Source organism: Pseudomonas sp. BMW13, from assembly GCF_013357275.1.
GTDB classification, from domain to species: Bacteria; Pseudomonadota; Gammaproteobacteria; order Pseudomonadales; family Pseudomonadaceae; genus Aquipseudomonas; species Aquipseudomonas khazarica.
This window is the reverse complement of sequence record NZ_SUKD01000004.1, coordinates 82,973-105,950: the sequence shown is the minus strand read 5'-3', so window position 1 is coordinate 105,950 and position 22,978 is coordinate 82,973. Positions and strand designations below refer to the sequence as shown.

At 65.0% G+C, this 22,978-nt stretch carries 25 protein-coding genes; 8 read left to right on the top strand and 17 right to left on the bottom strand.

What is annotated here, in order from left to right; translation table 11 throughout:
- The first annotated feature begins 14 nt into the window (after positions 1-14).
- The gene (locus E4487_RS04215) at positions 15-1,031 is read left to right on the top strand and encodes an alpha/beta hydrolase (RefSeq protein ID WP_175252773.1); all 1,017 of its coding nucleotides are present in this window, start codon (positions 15-17) and stop codon (positions 1,029-1,031) included.
- Between the two features lie 59 nt (positions 1,032-1,090).
- On the opposite strand, the gene xerD is transcribed toward E4487_RS04215, so the two are convergent.
- A complete protein-coding gene (gene xerD / locus E4487_RS04210; protein ID WP_037049426.1) occupies positions 1,091-1,987 on the bottom strand; it encodes a site-specific tyrosine recombinase XerD in 897 nt (298 codons plus the stop codon).
- A gap of 206 nt (positions 1,988-2,193) precedes the next feature.
- On the opposite strand from xerD, the gene E4487_RS04205 reads away from it, so the two are divergent.
- Both E4487_RS04205 and E4487_RS04200 read left to right on the top strand, forming a co-directional pair.
- Entirely contained in the window at positions 2,194-4,050 is a 1,857-nt protein-coding gene (locus E4487_RS04205; protein ID WP_175252772.1) for a sodium:proton antiporter, read from the top strand.
- A 77-nt stretch (positions 4,051-4,127) separates the two neighbouring features.
- Positions 4,128-4,808, top strand: coding sequence for a hypothetical protein (locus tag E4487_RS04200; protein WP_037049430.1), 681 nt, complete (start codon positions 4,128-4,130; stop codon positions 4,806-4,808).
- 12 nt (positions 4,809-4,820) lie between these two features.
- Here the strand turns inward: E4487_RS04200 and E4487_RS04195 are convergent, their stop codons facing one another.
- From E4487_RS04195 to ffh, 6 genes are all read right to left on the bottom strand, one after another.
- Positions 4,821-5,234, bottom strand: a complete 414-nt coding sequence (locus tag E4487_RS04195) for an acyl-CoA thioesterase (RefSeq protein ID WP_150606107.1) — start codon at positions 5,232-5,234, stop codon at positions 4,821-4,823.
- Between the two features lie 112 nt (positions 5,235-5,346).
- Entirely contained in the window at positions 5,347-5,697 is a 351-nt protein-coding gene (rplS, locus tag E4487_RS04190) for a 50S ribosomal protein L19 (protein WP_003246155.1), read from the bottom strand.
- Positions 5,698-5,739: 42 nt separating this feature from the next.
- Entirely contained in the window at positions 5,740-6,483 is a 744-nt protein-coding gene (gene trmD / locus E4487_RS04185) for a tRNA (guanosine(37)-N1)-methyltransferase TrmD (RefSeq protein WP_175252771.1), read from the bottom strand.
- A gap of 5 nt (positions 6,484-6,488) precedes the next feature.
- Entirely contained in the window at positions 6,489-7,025 is a 537-nt protein-coding gene (rimM, locus tag E4487_RS04180; RefSeq protein WP_037049438.1) for a ribosome maturation factor RimM, read from the bottom strand.
- An 8-nt stretch (positions 7,026-7,033) separates the two neighbouring features.
- Positions 7,034-7,285: a 30S ribosomal protein S16 gene (gene rpsP / locus E4487_RS04175; protein ID WP_003246162.1), complete on the bottom strand. Its 252-nt coding sequence runs from the start codon at positions 7,283-7,285 to the stop codon at positions 7,034-7,036.
- A gap of 141 nt (positions 7,286-7,426) precedes the next feature.
- The gene (ffh, locus tag E4487_RS04170) at positions 7,427-8,803 is read right to left on the bottom strand and encodes a signal recognition particle protein (protein WP_037049441.1); all 1,377 of its coding nucleotides are present in this window, start codon (positions 8,801-8,803) and stop codon (positions 7,427-7,429) included.
- A gap of 158 nt (positions 8,804-8,961) precedes the next feature.
- Here ffh and E4487_RS04165 point away from each other — a divergent pair, with 158 nt between their 5' ends.
- Together E4487_RS04165 and E4487_RS04160 are read left to right on the top strand one after the other, a co-directional pair.
- Entirely contained in the window at positions 8,962-9,762 is an 801-nt protein-coding gene (locus E4487_RS04165; RefSeq protein ID WP_037049443.1) for an inner membrane protein YpjD, read from the top strand.
- Between the two features lie 10 nt (positions 9,763-9,772).
- Positions 9,773-11,059 (top strand): HlyC/CorC family transporter, encoded by a 1,287-nt coding sequence (locus tag E4487_RS04160; RefSeq protein ID WP_037049445.1) that lies wholly within the window; start codon positions 9,773-9,775, stop codon positions 11,057-11,059.
- Here E4487_RS04160 and E4487_RS04155 read toward each other — a convergent pair.
- Genes E4487_RS04155 through E4487_RS04135 form a run of 5 tightly spaced genes read right to left on the bottom strand, consistent with a single transcriptional unit; the run spans position 11,031 to position 14,294 of the window.
- Positions 11,031-11,765, bottom strand: coding sequence for an SGNH/GDSL hydrolase family protein (locus E4487_RS04155; protein ID WP_175252770.1), 735 nt, complete (start codon positions 11,763-11,765; stop codon positions 11,031-11,033). The genes E4487_RS04160 and E4487_RS04155 overlap by 29 nt on opposite strands.
- Positions 11,762-12,943 carry a formate-dependent phosphoribosylglycinamide formyltransferase gene (gene purT / locus E4487_RS04150; RefSeq protein ID WP_175252769.1) on the bottom strand — a complete coding sequence of 394 codons (1,182 nt, stop codon included), beginning with the start codon at positions 12,941-12,943 and terminating at the stop codon, positions 11,762-11,764. Before purT ends, E4487_RS04155 begins: the two co-directional genes overlap by 4 nt.
- A 21-nt stretch (positions 12,944-12,964) precedes the next feature.
- Positions 12,965-13,162, bottom strand: coding sequence for a DUF1289 domain-containing protein (locus tag E4487_RS04145; protein ID WP_134677053.1), 198 nt, complete (start codon positions 13,160-13,162; stop codon positions 12,965-12,967).
- A complete protein-coding gene (locus E4487_RS04140; protein WP_175252768.1) occupies positions 13,155-13,679 on the bottom strand; it encodes a gamma carbonic anhydrase family protein in 525 nt (174 codons plus the stop codon). Before E4487_RS04140 ends, E4487_RS04145 begins: the two co-directional genes overlap by 8 nt.
- A 12-nt stretch (positions 13,680-13,691) precedes the next feature.
- The gene (locus E4487_RS04135; RefSeq protein ID WP_037049712.1) at positions 13,692-14,294 is read right to left on the bottom strand and encodes a CoA pyrophosphatase; all 603 of its coding nucleotides are present in this window, start codon (positions 14,292-14,294) and stop codon (positions 13,692-13,694) included.
- Between the two features lie 148 nt (positions 14,295-14,442).
- Between E4487_RS04135 and E4487_RS04130 the strand changes: the two genes are divergently transcribed.
- Together E4487_RS04130 and E4487_RS04125 are read left to right on the top strand one after the other, a co-directional pair.
- Entirely contained in the window at positions 14,443-14,997 is a 555-nt protein-coding gene (locus E4487_RS04130) for an NUDIX hydrolase (RefSeq protein WP_037049459.1), read from the top strand.
- A gap of 18 nt (positions 14,998-15,015) precedes the next feature.
- Positions 15,016-15,519, top strand: a complete 504-nt coding sequence (locus E4487_RS04125) for a murein L,D-transpeptidase family protein (protein ID WP_037049461.1) — start codon at positions 15,016-15,018, stop codon at positions 15,517-15,519.
- A 36-nt stretch (positions 15,520-15,555) separates the two neighbouring features.
- On the opposite strand, the gene E4487_RS04120 is transcribed toward E4487_RS04125, so the two are convergent.
- The 3 genes from E4487_RS04120 to purL all read right to left on the bottom strand — a co-directional run bounded on the left by E4487_RS04120 (position 15,556) and on the right by purL (position 20,337).
- On the bottom strand, positions 15,556-15,873 hold the full coding sequence (locus E4487_RS04120; RefSeq protein ID WP_047589958.1) for a YqfO family protein: 318 nt from the start codon (positions 15,871-15,873) through the stop codon (positions 15,556-15,558).
- A gap of 155 nt (positions 15,874-16,028) precedes the next feature.
- On the bottom strand, positions 16,029-16,298 hold the full coding sequence (locus tag E4487_RS04115; RefSeq protein WP_037049465.1) for a CDGSH iron-sulfur domain-containing protein: 270 nt from the start codon (positions 16,296-16,298) through the stop codon (positions 16,029-16,031).
- A 142-nt stretch (positions 16,299-16,440) separates the two neighbouring features.
- Positions 16,441-20,337 (bottom strand): phosphoribosylformylglycinamidine synthase, encoded by a 3,897-nt coding sequence (purL, locus tag E4487_RS04110; protein WP_175252767.1) that lies wholly within the window; start codon positions 20,335-20,337, stop codon positions 16,441-16,443.
- A 167-nt stretch (positions 20,338-20,504) separates the two neighbouring features.
- Between purL and mltF the strand changes: the two genes are divergently transcribed.
- The gene (gene mltF, locus E4487_RS04105; RefSeq protein ID WP_175252766.1) at positions 20,505-21,971 is read left to right on the top strand and encodes a membrane-bound lytic murein transglycosylase MltF; all 1,467 of its coding nucleotides are present in this window, start codon (positions 20,505-20,507) and stop codon (positions 21,969-21,971) included.
- Between the two features lie 4 nt (positions 21,972-21,975).
- Here mltF and E4487_RS04100 read toward each other — a convergent pair whose 3' ends face one another.
- Positions 21,976-22,443 (bottom strand): hypothetical protein, encoded by a 468-nt coding sequence (locus E4487_RS04100; protein ID WP_175252765.1) that lies wholly within the window; start codon positions 22,441-22,443, stop codon positions 21,976-21,978.
- A 21-nt stretch (positions 22,444-22,464) separates the two neighbouring features.
- Positions 22,465-22,941: a tRNA adenosine(34) deaminase TadA gene (gene tadA, locus E4487_RS04095; protein ID WP_037049474.1), complete on the bottom strand. Its 477-nt coding sequence runs from the start codon at positions 22,939-22,941 to the stop codon at positions 22,465-22,467.
- Positions 22,942-22,978: the final 37 nt, after the last annotated feature.

Sequence of the window (22,978 nt, the reverse complement as noted above, 5' to 3'; positions counted from 1 at the left end):
ACAGGAGTTTGACCATGAACATCTCTCGCACCCTGACCGCCGGGCTGCTCGCCCTGGCCATCGGCAACAGCTTCGCCGCCGGCAGCCCCGGCGTGGAACGCAACACCCAGGGCTTCCTCGACGCACTGGCCGCAGGTGCTGGCCAGCCCCTGGAAACGCTCACCCCGAAAGACGCCCGCGGCGTGCTGGTGGGCGCCCAGACCAGCGTCAAGGTGGACCTGTCCGGCATCACCGTGGAGACCAGGACCATCGATGTGGACGGCCAGGCCATCACCCTCAAGGTGGTGCGTCCCGAAGGCGCTCGCGGCGTACTGCCCGGCTTCATGTTCTTCCACGGTGGCGGCTGGGTACTGGGTGACTATCCGACCCACGAGCGGCTGATCCGTGACCTGGTGGTGGGCTCCGGCGCCGCGGCGATCTACGTCGACTACACGCCGTCGCCGGAAGCCAGGTACCCGACCGCGATCAACCAGGCCTATGCAGCGACCAAATGGGTCGCGGACAACGGCAGCAAGATCGGTGTCGACGGCTCGCGCCTGGCCGTGGCCGGCAACAGCGTCGGCGGCAACATGGCGGCCGTGGTCGCCCTCAAGGCGAAGGCCGCCGGTACACCGAAGCTGCGCTTCCAGTTGCTGCTGTGGCCGGTCACCGATGCCAACTTCAACAACGCGTCCTACAACCAGTTCGCCGAAGGCCACTTCCTGACCCGCGGCATGATGGAATGGTTCTGGGACAACTACACCAGCGACCCGAAGCAGCGTAACGAGGTCTACGCCTCGCCGCTGCGCGCCAGCCTGGAACAGTTGCAGGGCCTGCCGCCGGCACTGGTGCAGACCGCCGAGATGGACGTGCTGCGCGATGAAGGCGAAGCCTACGCTCGCCGCCTGAACGCCGCCGGCGTCGCGGTCACCTCGGTGCGCTACAACGGCATGATCCATGACTACGGGCTGCTCAACGTGATCGCGGAGGTCCCAGCGGTACGCAGTGCCATGGACCAGGCCGCCCAGGCGCTGAAGAACAGCCTGAAATAAACCACCGGCAGAACGCACCCCGCCCTCGGCAACGACGGCGGGGTTTCGTTCATCCGCGATCAGCCGCGCGGATGATGCTGGGCGTGCAGTTCCTGCAGTCGCGCGCGGGCGATGTGGGTATAGATCTGCGTGGTGGACAGGTCGCTGTGCCCCAGCAGCATCTGCACCACGCGCAGATCGGCACCATGGTTGAGCAGGTGGGTGGCGAAGGCATGCCGCAGGGTATGCGGCGACAGCGCCTTGGCGATCCCCGCGACGCGGGCCTGGTGCTTGATCCGGTGCCAGAAGGTCTGCCGGGTCATCTGCTCACCCCGCAGACTGGGAAACAGCACATCACTGGGCTTGCCGCCGAGCAACAGCGGGCGCGCCTCGCGCGTGTAGCGCTCGATCCAGGCGATGGCCTCCTCGCCCAGCGGCACCAGGCGTTCCTTGCTGCCCTTGCCGAACACCCGCAACACCCCCTGGCGCAGATTGACCTGCTCCAGCGTCAGGCCCACCAGCTCGCTGACCCGCAACCCGCAGGCGTAGAGCACCTCGAGCATGGCGCGATCGCGCAGGCCGATGGGGTCGTCCAGATCGGGCGCCTGCAACAGGGCCTCGACATCGGCCTCCGACAGCGACTTGGGCAGCGGCCGACCGATCTGCGGCAGGTCGACCTGCAACGTCGGGTCTTCGCCGATCAGGGTCTCGCGCAGCAGGAAACGGTAGAACCCCCGCAGCCCGGACAGGAAGCGCGCCGTCGAGCGCGCCTGGTAGCCCTGCTCCAGGCGCCAGGCCAGGTGATCGAGAATCGCGTCGCGGCCGATGTGCTGCAATGCCAGACCACGCGCATCCAGCCAGGCGTTGAAGTGCTCCAGGTCGCTGCGATAGGCGGCCTGCGTATGGGCGGAGAGCCCCTTTTCCAACCACAACGCCTCGAGGAAGCGCTCGATCAGGGGATGAGTTAACGTTGACATCGACGACCCATGACAAAATGTGCCGCTAGTTTTCCACAGCCTCACCGCGATAGGGCAACTCTACAGCCGTGGGCGAGGCAGCCAGCGCAAGGCAAGAACAGGCGAAGACGTGCAGTCTACGCGCTATGAATGAGCACTTTGCGCCTGTTTTCGACGCAGTGATGGCCGCGCAGGCAGTTTCCAGAAATACCAGATAGGGAGATTCGATGAGCGAAACACAGATCCTGCTGAGCCTGGGCGGCATCGGCTTGCTGGCACTGGCCAGCCAATGGCTGGCCTGGCGACTGCGCCTGCCGGCCATTCTGTTCCTGCTGTTCGGCGGCATTCTCGCCGGCCCCCTGCTGGGTCTGCTCGACCCGCAGGAGCTGTTCGGCCCGTTGCTGTTTCCCTTCATCTCGCTGGCCGTCGCCCTGATCCTGTTCGAAGGCAGCCTGACCCTGCACCTCTCCGAATGGCGCGAGATCGGCAAGGTCGTGCATCGCCTGGTGACCCTCGGCGCCCTACTCACCTGGGCCGTGATCAGCCTGGCCAGCCACTACCTGCTGGGCTTCGCCTGGGACCTCGCCCTGCTGTTCGGCACCCTGACGCTGGTGACCGGCCCAACGGTGATCGCCCCGATGCTGCGCGTGGTTCGCCCCACATCGGCAGTCGCCAACATCCTGCGCTGGGAAGGCATCGTCATCGACCCCATCGGCGCCCTGCTGGCGGTGGTGACCTTCGCCTTCATCGTCAGCTACGGCGAAGGCAACGCGCTGAGCGAGAGCCTCAGCACCTTCGCCGCGGTGATCGCCTGCGGCAGCCTGCTCGGCGCCGCCGCCGGCTGGGCCTTCGGTATCGTCCTGCGCCGTCGCTGGCTGCCGGAGTACCTGCACAACTTCGCCTCGCTGGCCGCCGTGCTGGGCATCTTCATCGCCGCTAACCTGCTGGTGCACGAGTCCGGCCTGCTGGCGGTGACGATCATGGGCATGTGGCTGGCCAACATGCGCGGCGTGGACATCCGCCCGATCCTGCATTTCAAGGAGAACCTCAGCGTGCTGCTGATCTCCGGCCTGTTCATCATCCTCGCCGCCCGGCTGGACCTCTACGCCCTGCTGGCCCTGGGGCCGGCGACGCTGGTGCTGCTCGCCGTGATCCAGCTGATCGCCCGGCCGCTGAACATCCTCGCCTGCACGCTGGGCTCGAGCCTGAACTGGCGTGAACGCGCCCTGCTGGCCTGGATCGCCCCGCGCGGCATCGTCGCCGCCGCGGTCTCGGCGATCTTCGCCCTGCGCCTGGAGCAGCAGGGGAACGAACAGGCCCAGCTGCTGGTGCCGCTGACCTTCCTGGTCATCATCGGCACCGTGGTGCTGCAAAGCGCCACGGCGCGCCCGCTGGCGCGCCTGTTGAAGGTGACGGAACCCTCGCCGAGCGGCTTCCTGATCGTCGGCGCCAACCCGGTCGCCCGGGCAGTGGGCAAGGCCATCCAGGGGCTCGGCAGCCAGGTCCTGCTGACCGACTCGAGCTGGGAAAACATCCGCGCCGCGCGCATGGCCGGACTGCCCACCTACTTCGGCAACCCGACCTCGCAACACGCCGAAGCGCACCTGGACCTGGTCGGCCTCGGCCACCTGCTGGCACTGGCGCCGTCGGCGGAGCTGAACGCCCTGGCCTGCATGCATTTCCGCCATGACTTCCCGAGCAACCGGCGCTTCACCCTGCCCACCAGCGCCGACGGCAGGCGCAGCGACAAGCATCGCAGCAGCGATGAAGTACGGGGCACGGCGATCGGCAGCCAGGCGCTGAGCTATCCTCAATTCGCCAGCCGGCTGGCGCGTGGCGACGAGGTCCGCAGCACCACCCTGAGCGAGACCTTCGACTGGGATGCCTACACCGCGCTGTACGGCAAGCGCGCGACCCTGCTGCTGGCCCGCGCTCCCAACGGCTGGCTGCACATCGCCACCCAGCCACTGGCCTTCACGCCCGGCACGGGCTGGACACTGATGGCACTTATCGAAACAGAGGAAACAGCACCTGCCGCGCCCGTAGAGGAACAACCCGCGGCCACGGGATCGACTGCGGGGTAGCCTATCTTTGGTTGGGTGACAGACAGGGATGTCACACCCATGATTCCACCATGCCATCACACACTTGGTAGCCCGTCATGTCCCAGCACGTCAACTCTCGACTCGGCCAGATACTGATCAACAAGGGACTGATCAGCACCGCGCAGCTGGATGCTGCCATCAAGGTACAGCTGACCAGCCACAAGCGCCTCGGCGAGGTGCTGGTGGAACAGGGTCTGCTGACCCAGAAGCAACTGGGCAAGGCACTGAAGAAGCAGAGCAACCTGCGCCTCGCCGCCACCCTGGTGGCCGCGCTGATGACCCCCTTTCAGATGGCCAGCGCCGACATCCAGCGCCTGCAGCCCCCCAGCAGCATCAGCCAGGAAGAAACGCCGCGAGGCATGCAGTCACTGAGCGACAGCGAGATGAGCGAGGTCAGCGCGCAGGGCCTGGACGACGCGCTGCAGGGGCTGCTGCTGCGTGCGGAAAGCGGCGACGGACTGGGCACGGTCAAGCAGCTGGCCAAGCTGGTGATGCCGGTACTCGACAACCTGGACGCCGAAACCCGCCTGAGCGACGTGCGCTACGACACCGGCAAGCTGCGCTCGACGCTGAACAACGACGGTTCGTTCAACGTCAACCTGCCCAGCTCGATCGGAGAGCTGCGCTTCGACAACATCCGGGTCAAGGGCGCCCCTGCCGGGCAGAGCTTCGGCAACCTGAGCCTGCACAACATCGACCTGTCGCAGGCCAGCCTGAAAGTCAGCCTGCGCCCCTGAGCCGCTGCACGCCTAATGCGCGAAGCCCGGCAGCACTGGCACCGGCTTCTGCTGCTCGTCGACGGCGACGAAGCTGAAACTGCCGCTGATGGCCCGCTCGCGCCCCTCCTGGTAAAGGCCCTCGACGAACACCTCGACCTCCACCTTGAGGCTGGTGTTGCCAACCTTGACCACCCGACCGATCAACTCGACGATCGACCCCGCCGGGATCGCATGCTTGAAATCGATACGATCGCTGGACACGGTCACCAGCGGCAGGCGGCAGAAACGCGTGGCGGCGATGAACGACACCTCGTCCATCCAGGCCAGCGCCGTGCCGCCGAACAGGGTGTTGTGATGGTTGGTGGTCGGCGGGAACACCGCCTTGGTCACGCGGGTTTCCGACAACTGGGTACGCCGCTGGATTTCCTGCTCTCTCGGGGTCATGCCACGACTGCTCATTCTATGGATGGACCTGGCCACGAAACCCATCGGTCAACGCGGCCCAGAAACGAAAAAAGCAGCCCGTAGGCTGCTTTTTTCAGAGAAGCGTCCGAACTTAGGACAGCTTTTCCTTGATGCGCGCGGCTTTGCCGGACAGGTCGCGCAGGTAGTACAGCTTGGCCTTGCGCACGTCACCGCGACGCTTGACGCTCAGGCTGTCGACCAGCGGCGAGTAGGTCTGGAAGGTACGCTCGACGCCTACACCGCTGGAGATCTTGCGCACGGTGAAAGCGCTGTTCAGGCCACGGTTACGCTTGGCGATAACGACGCCTTCGAAGGCCTGCAGACGCTGACGGTCGCCTTCCTTCACTTTCACTTGCACGACAACGGTGTCGCCCGGTGCGAAAGTCGGGATTTCTTTGTTCATCTGCTCGGCTTCGAGCATCTGGATAATCTTGTTGGTCATGCTGCGCTCCTAAGACAAGCCTCCCGGCCTGCCATCGATACGTTAACTATCGTCCCGCTGGCGGATGTATTCCTCCAGCAGCTTCTTCTCTTCTCCAGAAAGCGAGCGGCTATCCAGAAGATCAGCGCGACGTTCCCAGGTCCGACCAAGGGACTGCTGCAAACGCCAGCGCCGGATGTGTTCGTGGTTGCCACTAAGCAACACGTCAGGAACACGTTTATCCGCATACACCTCCGGTCGGGTGTAGTGCGGGCAGTCGAGCAGGCCATCCGTAAAGGAGTCCTCCTCGGCCGAATCGGCATGACCCAATGCACCAGGCAAAAGGCGCGTCACCGCATCGATCAGCACCATGGCCGGCAGCTCACCGCCGGACAGGACGTAGTCGCCAATCGACCATTCCTCATCGACATGCGTCTCGATGAAACGCTCGTCGATGCCTTCATAACGACCGGCGATCAGGATCAGTGCATCCTCCTGCGCCAGCTCGCGGACCGCCGCCTGATTCAGACGACGCCCCTGCGGCGACAGGTAAATCACCTTCGCCGTCTCCCCCGCGGCTTGCCTGGCGCTGACCAGGGCATCCTCGAGAGGCTTGATCTTCATCACCATCCCCGGGCCACCGCCGAAGGGACGGTCATCCACCGTATGGTGGCGATCCGTTGTGTAGTCCCGCGGATTCCAGCAGTTGAGCTTGAGCAGCTCCTGCCTCACCGCACGACTGGTGATGCCGTACTCGCCAATGGCGGCGAACATCTCCGGGAACAGCGTGATGACTTCTACGCGCATGAGCCTTAGAAATCCGCATCCCAGTCGACCCGCATCTCGCCAGCGGCCAGGTCGATCGACAGCACGCATTGCTCCGTATAGGGCAACAGCCGCTCGCGATCATCCAGGCTGCCCGCGCAGGCCTTGACCACCATCACATCGTTGGCACCGGTCTCGAACAAGTGGTCGATCACACCGAGCAACTGCCCTGCCTGATCGATGACCTTCAAGCCTTGCAACTGGTACCAGTAGAACTCACCTTCCTCCAGATCCGGCAGCTCGCTACGCGGCACGCAGATCTCGAAACCGGCGTAGCTACGCGCGACTTCGCGATCATCCAAACCCTTCAACTTGGCTACCAGCACCTTGCCTTGCAGGCGGCCGCTGGCCAGTTCCACTTTCTTTACCTCACCGTCACGCTTGAGCGTCCAGTTTCGGTAATCGAGCACGTTATCGATGGGATCGGTAAAGGAGTACACCTTCACTTCACCCCTGACGCCGTGCACCGAGACAATCTTGCCGAGAACGATCAGGTCCTCGGCGACGGCCGGCGTCGTACTCATAAAGATGCTTAGGCAGCAGCCTTGGCAGCTTCCTTGAGCAGCTGAGCAACACGCTCAGACGGCTGAGCGCCCTGGCCCAGCCAGTAGGTCGCACGCTCCTGGTCGACGGACAGACGCACTTCGCCACCGGCAGCGATCGGGTTGAAGAAACCGATACGCTCAACGAAACGACCATCGCGCGCATTGCGGCTGTTGGTCACGGTCAGGTGGTAGAAGGGGCGCTTTTTGGAGCCGCCACGAGCAAGACGGATGGTTACCATGTGAACATCGTTCCTATAGTCGGTGCTAACTTGAGGCACACATTAAAAATGGGCCTGGGCCCGAAAGGCCGCATATTTTAAGGATTATGCGGCGGTTTGCAAATCTCTTTTTCCAGCCGGCCATCGACCGGGCTGCAGAGATCAGAATTTCGGCATGCCGCCGCCGGGCAACATGCCGCCCATGCCGCGCATCATCTTGGCCATGCCGCCCTTGGCGGTGAATTTCTTCATCATCTTCTGCATCTGCTTGTGCTGCTTGATCAGACGCCCGATGTCCTGCACCTGGGTGCCGGAACCCTGCGCGATACGGCGCTTGCGCGAACCGCTGATCATCTCCGGGTCACGTCGCTCGGCAGGCGTCATCGAGTTGATGATCGCCTCCATCTGCTTGAACTGCTTCTCGGCCGCGCCCTGGGCGTTGCCCATCTGCGACAGGTTGACGCCGCCGATGGACGGCAACTTGTCCATCAGGCCGCCAAGGCCGCCCATGTTCTTCATCTGCTGCAGCTGGTCGCGGAAGTCTTCGAGATCGAAGCCCTTGCCCTTCTTCAGCTTCTTGGTGAGCTTCTCGGCCTTCTCGCGGTCGAGGGTCTGCTCGGCCTGCTCGATGAGGCTGAGCACGTCGCCCATGCCGAGGATGCGCGAGGCAATACGATCAGGGTGGAAAGGCTCGAGCGCATCGCTCTTCTCGCCCATACCGATGAACTTGATCGGCTTGCCGGTGATATGCCGCACCGACAGCGCGGCACCGCCACGGGCGTCGCCGTCGACCTTGGTCAGCACCACGCCGGTCAGCGGCAGCGCGTCGCTGAACGCCTTGGCCGTGTTGGCGGCATCCTGGCCGGTCATGGCATCGACCACGAACAGCGTCTCCACCGGCTTGACCGCCGCGTGCAGCGCCTGGATCTCGGCCATCATCTCGGCGTCGACGGCCAGGCGACCGGCGGTATCGAGGATGACCACGTCGATGAACTTGAGCTTGGCCTCGCGGATCGCCGCGTTGGCGATGTCCACCGGCTTCTGGCTGGCATCGGAGGGGAAGAAGGTGACGTCGAGGTCGCCAGCCAGGGTTTCCAGCTGCTTGATCGCCGCCGGACGATAGACGTCGGCAGAGACCAGCAACACCGACTTCTTCTTGCGCTCCTTGAGGAACTTGGCCAGCTTGCCGGCGGTGGTGGTCTTGCCCGCACCCTGCAGACCAGCCATCAGCACCACGGCAGGCGGCGCGGCATTCAGCGCCAGGTCCTCGTTGGCCGCGCCCATCAGCTCTTCCAGCTCGGCGCGGACGATCTTCACGAAGGCCTGGCCCGGGGTCAGGCTCTTGGACACCTCGGTGCCGACGGCGCGTTCCTTGACCTTGCCGACGAACTCCTTGACCACCGGCAAAGCCACGTCGGCCTCGAGCAGCGCCATGCGCACTTCACGCAGGGTGTCCTTGATGTTGTCTTCGGTCAGCTTGGCCTTGCCCGTGACGTTACGCAGCGTCTGGGACAGGCGATCGGTAAGATTTTCGAACATGCGCGTTCCTTGAATAGGGTGCGACCCGGCGTACCGGATGTGCGACAAGCGGCGGATTATAGCGAAGTCGCCGAGCGGCCGACACCGCCGCCAGTCTTTCGTGCCGATACCCTTCTGTGCCACACTCAGCGCCTTTCGGGCTCGCCTTACACGGATTTATGCACCCTCTGTTGCCCAGTCTTGCCGCCGCCTTCCTTTATGCCGGCGCCACTGCTTATCAAGGGCTGCGCCTGACCAAGCGCAGCATCCCGGACAAACGCCTGCTGGTAGCGCTCGGTACGCTTGCCCTGTGCCTGCATGTCGTCAGCCTGTTCTTCCAGCTGTATGACGCCCACGGCCTGAATCTGGACTTCTTCAACGCCGCCAGCCTGATCGCCTGCGCCGTCATCGCCCTGATCCTCCTGGCCTGCGCCCGCATTCCGGTGGAGAACCTGCTGTTGCTGCTGTTTCCGCTCGGCACCCTGACGGTGCTGGCGGCGGAATTCATTCCCAGCGGCACCATCAACCCGATCGACGAACACCCCGGCATCCTCGCCCACATCCTGTTCTCGATCCTGGCCTACGGCATGCTGACCATCGCCGTGTTCCAGTCGGTCCTGCTGCTACTGCAGGACTACCAGCTCAAGCACAAGCATCCATCTGGGCTCATCCGCAACTTCCCGCCGCTGCAGACCATGGAGAGCCTGCTGTTCGGCTTTCTCTTCGCGGGCTGGCTGCTGCTGTCGCTGTCGCTACTGTCCGGCGCGCTGTACATCGACGACCTGTTCGCCCAGCACCTGGCGCACAAGACCATCCTGTCCTGCTTCGCCTGGGTGGTGTTCGCCGTTCTGCTCTGGGGTCGCCACCAGCTCGGCTGGCGCGGCCACAAGGCCATTCGCTGGACCCTCGCAGGGTTCTGCCTGCTGATGCTGGCCTACTTCGGCAGCAAGCTGGTACGCGAATTCATCCTGCATATCTGAGGCAGCCGTCGTGGACGACCTTCATTCGAGCTATCTGCTCGGCCTGCTGATTTTCCTCATCCTCTGCTCGGCGTTCTTCTCCAGCTCCGAGACCGGCATGCTCAGCCTCAACCGCTACCGGCTCAAGCACCTGGCCAAGGAAGGACACAGTGGTGCCCGCCGTGTCACCCGCCTGCTCGACCGGCCCGACCGCATGCTCGGCACCATCCTGGTCGGCAACAACGTGGTGAACATCCTCGCCGCTTCCATCGCCACCGTACTGGCCGTGGACATGTGGGGCGAAGCCGGGATCGCCATCGCGACGGCCGGCCTGACCATCGTCGTGCTGATTTTCGGCGAGATCACCCCCAAGACCCTGGCGGCGCTGCGCCCCGAGCTGGTGGCCTTCCCCGCCAGCCGCGTACTGAGCCTGCTGCAACGCGTGCTCTATCCCGTGGTCTGGCTGACAGGCGTGATCAGCAACGGCCTGCTGCGCCTGTTCGGCGTCGACCCGGCGCAACGCGCCAGCGACAGCCTGTCCACCGAGGAACTGCGCAGCGTGGTGCGCGAATCCGGTTCCGAGCTGCCGAAGAATCGCCAGAACATGCTGCTGGGCATCCTCGATCTGGAGCGGGTCACGGTCGACGACATCATGATTCCGCGCAACGAAGTTGCCGGCATCGACCTCGACGACGACCTGGAAAGCATCGTCGGCCAGCTGCGCAGCACACCGCACACCCGGCTGCCGGTATTCCGCGGCGACATCAACCAGATCGAGGGCGTGGTGCACATGCGCCAGATCGCCCGCCTGCTGAGCCACAACCAGCTGACCAAGGAGGCCCTGCTCGCGGCCTGCCACGAACCCTACTTCGTGCCGGAGAACACGCCGCTGTCGACCCAGCTGATCAACTTCCAGAAGCAGAAACGCCGCATCGGCATCGTCGTCGACGAGTACGGTGACGTGATCGGCATCGTCACTCTGGAAGACATCCTCGAGGAGATCGTCGGCGACTTCAGCAACCAGGACAGCCTGCGCAGCCCGGACATCCATCCGCAGGAAGACGGCACCCTGGTCATCGATGGCGCCGCCTACATCCGCGAAGTGAACAAGACCCTCGGCTGGCACCTGCCCAGCGACGGCCCCAAGACCCTCAACGGCCTGATCACCGAAGCGCTGGAGAGCATCCCCGACAGCAGCGTCTGCCTGAAGATCGGGCCCTACCGCCTGGAAATCCTCCAGGCGGCGGAAAACCGCGTGAAGAGCGTGCGTGTCTGGCAGGTGGAAAAGGTCAAGACGGACGCTGCAGCAGCGGACTGAGTCGCCCGGCGAGGCCCTCGCCCCATACCCGATAGCCCAATGCCGAGGGGTGGTAACCATCCTCGGCCAGGTAGCGCGCCTCGAACGGCAGGTCCAGCGCGCAATGCAGCGCCCCAGAACGCTGCGCCAGCGCTTGCAGCTCACGGTCCAGCAGACTCGCCCGCCAGCCCATCAACTGACGCAACAGCCAGGGCAACGCCGTGAAGTGCCGCAGGGGCGGCACCGCGCTGAACGCCACGTGACAGCCCTGCGCCCGGAAAGCCTCGGCCATCTCGACCAGCGCCTGGTGCCAGCGCCTGGCCGGAGTGAGATGCGTGGTGTCGTTGACCCCGAAGACCAGCAGCACCAGATCAGCCGGCTCGGCCAATGCCTGTGGCAACAGGCGCTCACACGCCTGGCGCGCGGTGATGCCGTTCTCGCCACAGGCGCGCCACTGCACCGGTCGGCCGAGGTGCTCGGCCAGCGCGGCAGCCAGACAGCTTGCCAGCGCCTGATCGAGCCCCCGCACACCGACGCCCGCCACGGTCGACTCGCCGATCAGCAACAGACGTAGCGGTTCACCCGGCCGATCGGCGGCCGCCAGTCCGCAAGGTTCACCCTGCGCCACGGGCAGGCGCAGGGCCGTGCGCCGTGTATGCACGGCCAACGGCAGCGCGATGGGCAGCAATGGCAGAGTCGCCAGCCACCACAACGCGTGCCGGCTCACAGCTGGACGCGAACCGCTTGCGCGCTGCGCAGGGCCTTGGCCCGGGCAGCTTCGATGGACTCGTCGCGGGCCAGCGCCACGCCCATGCGGCGCTGCCCCTTGACCTCGGGCTTGCCGAACAGACGCAGCGCCGTGTCCTCTTCGCTCAGGGCGGCACCGAGGTTGGCGAAGCTGGCCTGCTGCGAGTTGCCCTCGACCAGGATCACCGCCGAAGCCGACGGCCCCATCTGGCGAATGAGCGGAATCGGCAGGCCGAGAATGGCCCGTGCATGCAGGGCGAACTCGGACAGCTCCTGGGAGATCAGGGTCACCAGGCCGGTATCGTGCGGACGCGGCGACACCTCGCTGAACCAGACCTGATCGCCCTTGACGAACAACTCGACGCCGAACAGGCCACGGCCACCGAGCGCCTCGGTCACCGCCAGCGCCACGCGCTCGGACTCGGCCAGCGCCTTCGGGCTCATCGGTTGCGGCTGCCAGGACTCCTGATAGTCACCACCCTCCTGGCGATGGCCGATCGGCGCGCAGAAGCTGGTGCCACCGGCATGACGCACGGTGAGCAGGGTGATCTCGTAGTCGAAATCGATGAAGCCCTCGACGATCACCCGGCCCTTGCCCGCACGCCCGCCTTCCTGGGCGTAGTCCCAGGATTTCTGCAGGTCGGCATCGCTGCGCAGCACGCTCTGGCCCTTGCCGGAGGAACTCATGATCGGCTTGACCACGCAGGGATAACCGACGGACTTCACCGCTGTGGCGTAGTCCTCGTAGGTGTCGGAGAAATGATAGGGCGAGGTCGGCAGCCCCAGTTCTTCGGCCGCCAGGCGACGGATGCCTTCACGGTTCATGGTCAGTTGCGCCGCACGCGCGGTGGGCACCACGTTGAACCCCTCGGCCTCCAGCTCGACCAGCGTGGCGGTGGCGATGGCCTCGATTTCCGGGACGATGTAGTGCGGCTGCTCCTTCTCGATCACGGCACGCAGGGCGGCGCCGTCGAGCATGTCGATCACGTGGGCGCGATGGGCGACCTGCATCGCCGGGGCGTTGGCGTAGCGGTCGACACCGATCACTTCACAACCCAGACGCTGCAGTTCGATGACCACTTCCTTGCCGAGCTCACCGCAACCACACAGCAGTACACGGGTCGCACTCGGCGATAGAGGGGTTCCAATACGGGGCATGAATGTTCCTCGAACAGTGAATCAGGAGGGGATCAGTAAATGGCCCGAAGCGCGGGCGCGCTCCAGGCTGCGTTGCAGCACCTCGCGGCGCTCGGCATTGTCCATGCGGCCCCAGCGGGTGATTTCGGCGGCCGTGCGCTGACAGCCGATGCAGATGTCCTGCTCGTCCAGCGCGCAGACATGCACGCAGGGAGAGCGCACGGGTTTCTCGTCATTCATCGTCAACGACCAGCTCTCGGGCATAGCGCTGGGCATTATGAACGTAATGGGCGGCACTGGCCTCCAGCATCTTCTTCTGCTGTTCGGTGAGCTCGCGCACCACCTTGCCCGGGCTGCCCATGACCAGGCTGCCATCGGGAATGACCTTGCCCTCGGGAATCAGGCTGTTGGCGCCGATGATGCAGAACTTGCCAATCTTCGCGCCGTTGAGGATGACCGCATTGATGCCGATCAGGCTGTAATCGTCCACCGTGCAGCCGTGCATCATCACGTTGTGGCCCACGGTGACGCCCTTGCCCAGAGTCAGCGGAAAGCCCATGTCCGTGTGCATGACAGTGCCATCCTGCACGTTGCTGTTCTCACCGATGTGGATCAGCTCGTTGTCGCCACGCAGCACGGCGCCGAACCAGACACTGGCCCCCGCGTCCAGACGAATCTTGCCGATCAGGTCGGCGCTGGGCGCGACCCAGCTTTCGGGATGGGCGTCGACACGGGAGCCTCCCAGGCGATATTTCATGCTCGTCAGTCCTCAGCGCAGGTGTATGAAGTGTTCGGGCGGCTGGTGCAGGGCGATCCCGGCGTCGTAGAGCAGGTTGACCAGCTCCACGACCATGATCGCCGTCAGCCCCCAGATGCGATATTGGTCATAGGTGTAGGACGGCACGTACCAGCTCTGCCCGAGGTAATCGATACGGTGAGTGACTTCGCGCGGGTCGTTGCGGAAGAACTCCAGCGGCACGGAGAACACCGAGGCGATTTCCGCATCGTTGGCCTTGTACTCGACGTAATCGGGCACCAGCCCGACATAGGGCGTGACGCGAATGCCGTGACGCGACACCAGCGGGCTGAGCGGTCCGAGCACCTCCACGAGCCCCGGTGGCAGCCCCACCTCCTCCTCGGCCTCGCGCAGCGCGGTATGCACCAGGTCACGATCCTCCGGATCACGACGCCCACCGGGGAAGGCAACCTCACCGCCGTGGGTCGACAGCCCACTGGCACGCAGGGTCAACACCAGTTCAGGTTCGTCGCTACGGGTGATGGGGACCAGCACTGCCGCCTCGGGGAAGCTGTGCCCGGCCTCCAGAGGGCGCGGTCGATAATCGCGCACGCGATGGAGCAACTCGTCCAGCATGGCCATACTCGGAGTCTTGTTTTGCCCGGCATCATGGCATGAAAGCGGCCGCACGCCCAACCCCGACGAAAGGGCTGGCCGGCCAGAATCGCGGGCTTGCCGGCCCGAACCAGGACCGCCAAGATAACGCCATGAACGAGGATCAGGCATGAAATTCTGCAGCCAGTGCGGCAACCCGGTCACCCGCATGATCCCAGCGGGCGACAACCGCATGCGCCACGTGTGCAGCCAGTGCACCACCGTGCATTACGAGAACCCGCGCATCGTCGCGGGCTGCCTGCCGGTGTGGGGCGAGCAGGTCCTGCTGTGCCGGCGCGCCATCGAGCCGCGCCGCGGCTACTGGACCCTGCCGGCCGGTTTCATGGAGAACGGCGAGACCATCGAACAGGCAGCGGCCCGCGAGACCCTGGAAGAGGCCTGCGCGCGGGTACGCGACCTCAGTCTCTATACCCTCTTCGACCTGCCGCACATCAGCCAGGTGTACATGATGTTTCGCGCGGAGCTGGTCGACCTCGACTTCGCCGTGGGCGAGGAAAGCCTGGAGGTGCGCCTGTTCGACGAAGCGCAGATCCCCTGGTCAGAGCTGGCTTTCCCCACCATAGGCCGTACCTTAGAATGCTTCTTCGCCGACCGTCGGCAGAATCTCTTTCCGGTACGCAACGAACCCCTCGAAGCGCTGCGCGCCCACTACACACCCCGTTGACCCTTGCGGACGATCCCGATGCGCTGGTTGCTGCCCCTGCTTTGCCTGACCCTCAGCCTCAATGCCTTCGCCAGCACCACGCCGGCGAGCGGCACGCGCACCGTCGACAAGGTGCTCATCCTCAAGTCCGAGCGCCAGCTGCACCTGCAGCAGCGCGGCGAGACCATCAGGTCCTACCGCATCTCCCTGGGCAAGCAGCCCACCGGCGCCAAGCAGCGCGAGGGCGATCTGCGCACGCCGGAAGGTTTCTACTGGATCGACTGGCGCAAGCCGAGCGACAAGTACCAGTTGTCGTTGCACATCTCCTACCCCAATGCCCGTGACCTGGCACACGCGAAGAACGCCGGTGTGCCACCGGGCGGCATGATCATGATCCACGGCACGCCGCTGGACGAGGAGTACCCCGAGTGGTTCTTCCACACCCTCGACTGGACCGAGGGCTGCATCGCCATGAAGAACGACGACATGCGCGAGGTGTGGAGCCTGGTCAAGGACGGGACGCTGATCGAGATTCGCCCCTGAGGTCACGCCACGAAAAAGGCGCCATCGGCGCCTTTTTCAGAACTGCAGATCGGACAGTCGCCAGACGTCGAAGGCCGGCGTCTCGTACGGGTGGTGTTTTTTCAGGGCCTTGACCGCATCGTGGATCAGCTCGTCCGCGACGACCATCTCCACCTTCCACTCGGCAACCTGTTCGATCTCGCCGACCTGCCCCAGGAACGGCTGACTGCCCTCCAGAGCGCGAAACTGGCCCTGGCCGAGCACCTGCCAGCAGCAACTGTCATAGAGGCCGATACGCCCGCCCCCGGCAGCGAACACCGCTTTTTTCACCGGCTCCAGATGGGCTTCCGGCACATAGAAACACAGTTTGTACATCAAGTTCTCCGCAGATGGGCAACCGAACAGCAGACAAGTCATGACGCCAATATAGTGTCATTTCGCCATGATTTTGTCTTGCGGTCGCCCGCACAAATCCGCCCGAGGCGGGAAACGATTCGCTGCGTTCGACTCGAATGATCGGCGTGACGTTCTCAGCTGCCGGCGAAAAAACGCCGCCACTTGTCGGCCAGGCTGGGTGCCGGCGGGCTGTGGCTGCCATCGCAATGAGGCATGCTCCGTGAGCGTCCGCAGCGGCAGAGCAACAGTCGCTGCTCGCGCTCGGGACGCAGGATCAGGGATTGCGGGCAACCGGCGTGGCAGTCCGGCAACTGCCCAGACTGGCCGCAGCGGCACAGGCGATGGGCTTCGCCGGGGCTGACCAGGCGAACTTCGGGGAGAATGGGCAGAGGATCATCGGCCATGCACAAGGCCTGCGTAGTCGGATGAAATCCAGGGAAGGTATGCCACAGGTTTTCCCGGATTGCATCCGGGCTACGAACGCCAGGGCCGGCCCCTCTCCCGATGACGGGAGAGGGTCAGCAGAGGGCCGCTAGGCGGCCGCTGTCAGTCCACCCAGACGCGGGCGTTGCGGAACATGCGCATCCAGCCGCCGTCTTCCTGCCACTCATCCGGGCGCCAGGAGTTCTGCACGGCGCGGAACACCCGCTCCGGGTGCGGCATCATGATGGTCACGCGGCCGTCACGGCTGGTCAGGCCAGTGATGCCACGCGGCGAACCGTTGGGGTTGGCCGGGTAGGCTTCGGTGACCTTGCCATGGTTGTCGACGTAACGCAGGGCCACGGTGCCGGACAGGTCCGCCTCCAGCAGCGCCTCTTCGCTCTCGAACTCGGCATGGCCCTCGCCGTGGGCGATGGCGATCGGCATGCGCGAACCGGCCATGCCCTGCAGGAAGATCGACGCCGACTCCTGCACCTGGACCATGGCCACGCGCGCCTCGAACTGCTCGGAGCGGTTGCGCACGAAGTGCGGCCAGAACTCGGTGCCCGGAATCAGCTCGTGCAGGTTGCTCATCATCTGGCAGCCGTTGCACACGCCGAGGGCGAAGCTGTCGCGACGCTCGAAGAAGCCCTGGAAGGCATCGCGGGCGCGGGCATTGAACAGCACCGACTTGGCCCAGCCCTCACCGGCGCCGAGCACGTCACCGTAGGAGAAGCCACCACAGGCCACCAGGCCCTTGAACTCTTCCAGGCTGACACGACCGGCGAGGATATCGCTCATGTGCACGTCGATGGCCGAGAAACCGGCGCGGTCGAACGCGGCGGCCATTTCCACCTGGCCGTTGACGCCCTGCTCGCGCAGGATCGCCACTTGCGGACGCACGCCCTTCTTGATGTAGGGCGCGGCGATGTCCTGGTTGACGTCGAAGCCGAGCTTGACCGACAGACCGGGGTTGTCTTCTTCCAGCAGCAGGTCGAATTCCTGGTCGGCACCCTGGGCGTTGTCGCGCAGGCGCTGGATGCGATAGCTGGTTTCCGCCCACTGACGCTGCAGCAGACGACGCTCGCCGGCAAACACCGACTCGCCGTTGAAGCTGATGTTGACGTCGCCGTTGTTCACCGCCTGGCCGATCACCGCCACGCAGTCATCCAGGCCTGCGGCGCTGAACTGCGCCAGCACTTCCGGAGTGGCGTCCTGGCGCACCTGGATCACCGCGCCCAGCTCTTCGTTGAACAGCACCGCCGGCAGCTCGGAGGCATCGTCCGCCAGTGCGTCGAGGTTCAGCGACAGCCCGCAATGACCGGCGAAGGCCATTTCCAGCACGGTGGTCAGCAGGCCGCCGTCGGAGCGATCGTGGTAGGCCAGCAGGTGGCCGTCGGCGTTCAGGCCCTGGATCACGGCGAAGAAGGCCTTGAGGTCTTCGGCGTCGTCGAGGTCCGGTGCCTGCTGGCCGATCTGCGCATAGACCTGCGCCAGGATCGACGCGCCCATGCGGTTCTGGCCACGACCCAGATCGATCAGGATCAGATCGGTTTCGCCCTTGTCCATGCGCAGTTGCGGGGTCAGGGTCTGGCGGATGTCCTGCACCGGCGCGAAGCCGGAGATGACCAGCGACAACGGCGCGGTGACGCTCTTGTCGACGCCCTCGTCCTGCCAGCGGGTCTTCATCGACATGGAGTCCTTGCCCACCGGGATGGTGATACCCAGTGCCGGGCACAGCTCCATGCCGACGGCCTTGACGGTGTCGTACAGACGCGCGTCTTCACCCGGATGGCCGGCAGCGGCCATCCAGTTGGCCGACAGTTTGATGTCGGACAGCTTGCCGATTCGCGCAGCCGCCAGGTTGGTGATGGTTTCACCGACTGCCATGCGCCCGGAAGCCGGGGCATCGAGCAGAGCCAGCGGCGTGCGCTCGCCCATCGCCATGGCTTCACCGGTGTAGACGTCGAAGCTGGTGGCGGTGACGGCGCAATCGGCCACCGGCACCTGCCACGGGCCGACCATCTGGTCGCGCGCGACGAGGCCGGTGATGCTGCGGTCGCCGATGGTGATCAGGAAGCTCTTGCTGGCCACGGCCGGGTGGCGCAGCACGCGCTCGATGGCCTCATCGATGGCCACCGCGCTGGCGGCGAAATCGTCGCCCTGCTCGGCTTCACGCTGCACGCTGCGGTGCATGCGCGGCGGCTTGCCCAGCAGCACTTCCAGCGGCATGTCCACCGGGGTGTTGCTGAAATGGCTGTCGGTCACGGTCAGGTGCGGTTCGGCCGTGGCCTCGCCGACCACGGCGAACGGGCAGCGCTCACGCTCGCAGATGGCCTGGAAGCGCTCGAAGTCGGCAGCATCCACGCTCATCACGTAGCGTTCCTGCGACTCGTTGCACCAGATCTCGTGCGGGGCCATGCCCGGCTCGTCGTTGGGCACCTTGCGCAGCTCGAAGCGACCGCCACGGCCGCCATCGTTGATCAGTTCCGGCAGGGCGTTGGAGATACCACCGGCGCCGACGTCGTGGATGAACTTGATCGGGTTGGCTTCGCCCAGTTGCCAGCAGCGGTCGATGACCTCCTGGCAGCGGCGTTCCATTTCCGGGTTCTCGCGCTGCACCGAAGCGAAGTCCAGGTCGGCCGAGCTGGCGCCGGTGGCCATCGACGACGCGGCGCCACCACCCAGGCCGATGAGCATGGCCGGGCCACCGAGCACGATCAGCTTGGCGCCGACCGAGATCTCGCCCTTCTGCACGTGGTTCTCACGGATATTGCCGAGGCCGCCAGCGAGCATGATCGGCTTGTGGTAGCCGCGCACTTCCTCGCCACGCGGGCTGGCGACCGCCTGCTCGAAGGTACGGAAATAACCGTTGAGCGCCGGACGGCCGAATTCGTTGTTGAACGCGGCGCCGCCGAGCGGGCCTTCGATCATGATGTCCAGCGCGCTGACGATGCGCTCGGGCTTGCCGTACGGCTTTTCCCAGGGCTGGAGGAAATCGGGGATGTTCAGGTTGGACACCGAGAAACCGGTCAGGCCCGCCTTGGGCTTGGCGCCACGACCGGTCGCGCCTTCGTCGCGGATCTCGCCACCGGAGCCGGTGGAGGCGCCAGGGAACGGCGCGATGGCGGTCGGGTGGTTGTGCGTCTCCACCTTCATCAGGATGTGCACCGGCTCCTGCACCGCGCCGTACTGGCGGCTTTCCGGATTGGGGAAGAAGCGCCCGGCGCTGAAGCCTTCGATGACCGAGGCGTTGTCCTTGTAGGCGGACAGCACGCCGTCGCTGTGCATCTGGTAGGTGTTCTTGATCATGCCGAACAGCGACTTGTCCTGGCTCTCGCCGTCGATGTCCCAGCTGGCATTGAAGATCTTGTGGCGGCAGTGCTCGGAGTTGGCCTGGGCGAACATCATCAGTTCGATGTCGTGCGGGTTGCGCCCCAGGTCATTGAAGCTCTTGACCAGGTAGTCGATCTCGTCCTCGGCCAGTGCCAGACCGAGGTCCTGGTTGGCCTGCTCCAGCGCCACACGGCCACCACCTAGGATGTCCACGGCGGTCAGCGGCTTGGGCTGGGCATGGCTGAACAGTGCCGCAGCGTCCTCGAGGGTGCTCAGCACCAGCTGGGTCATGCGGTCATGCAGCAGCGCGGCGACGGCAGCGCTGTCGGCCTCGCTCAGTTCACCGCTGACGTAATAGGCGATACCGCGCTCCAGGCGCTGGATCTTGGCCAGGCCACAGTTGCGGGCGATATCGCTGGCCTTGCTCGACCAGGGCGAGATGGTGCCGAAACGCGGAATGGTCAGGAACAGCTTGCCGCTGGGTTCCTGCACAGCGACGCTCGGGCCGTACTTGAGCAGGCGCGCCAGCACCTGCTCTTCATCGGTGTTGAGTACGCCGGTGACATCGGCGAAATGCGCGAACTCGGCGTACAGCCCGGTCACGGCCGGCACCTTGCTGGTCAGTTGCTCGAGCAATTTGCCATGGCGGAAAGCGGAAAGGGCGGGAGCGCCGCGCAGGATCAACATCGTCGGTACAGCCTCTGGAGAAGGGGTGTGCTTAGAGGCCGTGCATTCTAGCCTAAAGCCGCGTTCACAGCACCCGTGCCGGGCGCTTTCGAGACGGGCGATCGCTAGCAGAGAAGCGCGTCGCTGTCGAGATATGGCAGCGACGATGCTTTGCGTATACTGCGCCGATGTTTGCACGACCTGCGATACGCATGCGTTGCGCCACAGGGCTGTTGGCGATTGGAACCCTCCTGATGCTCACTGGCTGTGGCGAAGACCCCAAGCCCAGCGTACTCGAGCAGGTAAAGGCGGAGGGTGAGCTGCGCGTGGTCACTCGTAACAGCCCCGCCACCTACTTCCAGGACCGCAACGGCGCTACCGGTTTCGAATACGAACTGGCCAAGCGTTTCGCCGCCGACCTCGGCCTCGAACTGAAGATCGAGACGGCAGACAATCTCGACAGCCTGTTCTCCAGCCTCGCCCGCCCCGACGGCCCGGTGATGGCAGCAGCCGGCCTGGTGGATACGCCGCAGCGCCAGCGCCAGGCACGCTTCTCCATCCCTTATCTGGAAGTCACGCCGCAGGTCATCTACCGCAACGGCGAGTCTCGCCCGACCAAGCCGGAAGACCTGGTCGGCAAGCGTATCCTGGTGCTGGCCGGCAGCAGCCATGCCGAGCAGCTGGAAGCCCTGAAACAGCGGTTCCCCGAACTCAAGTTCGAAGTCTCCGACGCCGTCGAGGTGGTCGACCTGCTGCGCATGGTCGACGAAGGGCAGATCGACCTGACCCTGGTCGACTCCAACGAGCTGGCGATGAACCAGGTGTACTTCCCCAACGTACGCGTCGCGTTCGACCTGGACGACACCAACACCATGCGCTGGGCCGTGGCCGCCGGTGACGACGAGAGCCTGCTGCTGGAGATCGACGCCTTCCTCGAGCGCGCCCAGGCCAACGGCACCCTGCAGCGCCTGAAGGAACGCTACTACGGCCATGTCGACGTGCTCGGCTACGTGGGCGCCTACACCTTCGCCCAGCACCTGCAGAAGCGCCTGCCGCGCTACGAGAAGATGTTCCGCCAGGCCGGCCAGGCCAACCAGATCGACTGGCGCCTGCTGGCCGCGATGGGCTACCAGGAATCGCTGTGGCAACCCAATGCCACCTCCAAGACCGGCGTGCGCGGCCTGATGATGCTCACCCAGCGCACCGCACAGTCGGTAGGCGTCTCCAACCGGCTCGACCCCAAGCAGAGCATCGATGGTGGCGCCCGCTACTTCATCCAGGTTCATCAGCAACTGCCGGAAGGCATCGCCGAGCCGGACCGCACCTGGTTCGCCCTGGCAGCCTACAACGTCGGCGGCGGTCACCTGGAAGATGCGCGCAAGCTGACCGAAGCCGAAGGCCTGGACCCGAACAAGTGGGCCGACGTGCAGAAGATCCTGCCGCGCCTGGCGCAGAAGCAGTGGTACAGCAAGACGCGCTACGGCTATGCCCGTGGCGGTGAGCCGGTGCACTTCGTGCGCAACATCCGCCGCTACTACGACATCCTCACCTGGGTGACCCAGCCGCAGCTGGAAGGCACGCAGGTCGCCGAGAGCGGCGTCCATGTGCCGGGCATCGACAAACGCAAGCCCGAAGAAGAAACCCCGCCGCTGTAAGCCCTTACAGCAGGTTCTGGTTGCCCACCGAGCAGCGACTGATCGCCCGCTGCGCCTGTGCCAGCCCCTTCAGACGCGTGGCGCACTGAGCCTGACTCGACATGCGCTCGACCTGCAGATTGGCCTGCTCGTCGATGCTGATCAGGTAGGGCTGGTTGTAGCGTGCCCTGTCGTTCCAGCCACTGAAGCGCTGGGCACTGAACACGCAGCGGTAATCCAGGTGGCCGGTGAAGCCCTGGAAACGGTCGCGCATGAAGATGTGGTGATAACGCTGCCAGTCGCGGTCACGCTGACCGACCCGCACGGCCTCCTGGCAGTCCTCGAGCGTGGTGATCTGCGGCTCGTGCAGGAAGATGCTCTGCGCCAGATTGGAGCCGCCCAGCTGCACCGTGGCCAGCAGGTACACCTCCTGTTCCTCGGCCGCTACCGGCAACGCCAACAGTGCCAGCAGCCCCAATATCCCTTTGTTCATGATGATGTCCTGTGACGATGCTCAGCCACGCCGAGCCTTGAAGAATTGTTTCAGCAGCGCCCCGCTCTCGTCGGCCAGCAGACCGCCCTCAACCAGTACGCGATGGTTGAGAAAACCCTGGTCGAAGAACTGCCCCTGACTGATCGCCACCCCTGCACGCGGTTCGCTGGCGGCGAATACCACCCGCGCGATCCGGGCGTGCACGATCAGACCGGCGCACATACTGCAGGGCTCCAGCGTGACGTACAAGGTGCTGCCCGGCAGCCGATAGTTCTGCACCGACAGCGCGGCAGCGCGGATCGCCACCATCTCGGCATGGGCACTGGGGTCGTGGCGCAGGATCGGGCAGTTGTAGCCCTGCCCCACCACCTCGCCGTCCTGCACCAGCACCGCACCGACCGGCACCTCGCCCTGCTCCGCGCCCAGGCGTGCCTGGTCGAGCGCCAGGCGCATGAAGTGCTCGTCGCGCGAGCGGTCGATGATCTGCGGTCGCTTCATTGCATCAATCCGTAGGGTGGCCGGCCACCGAGGCCGG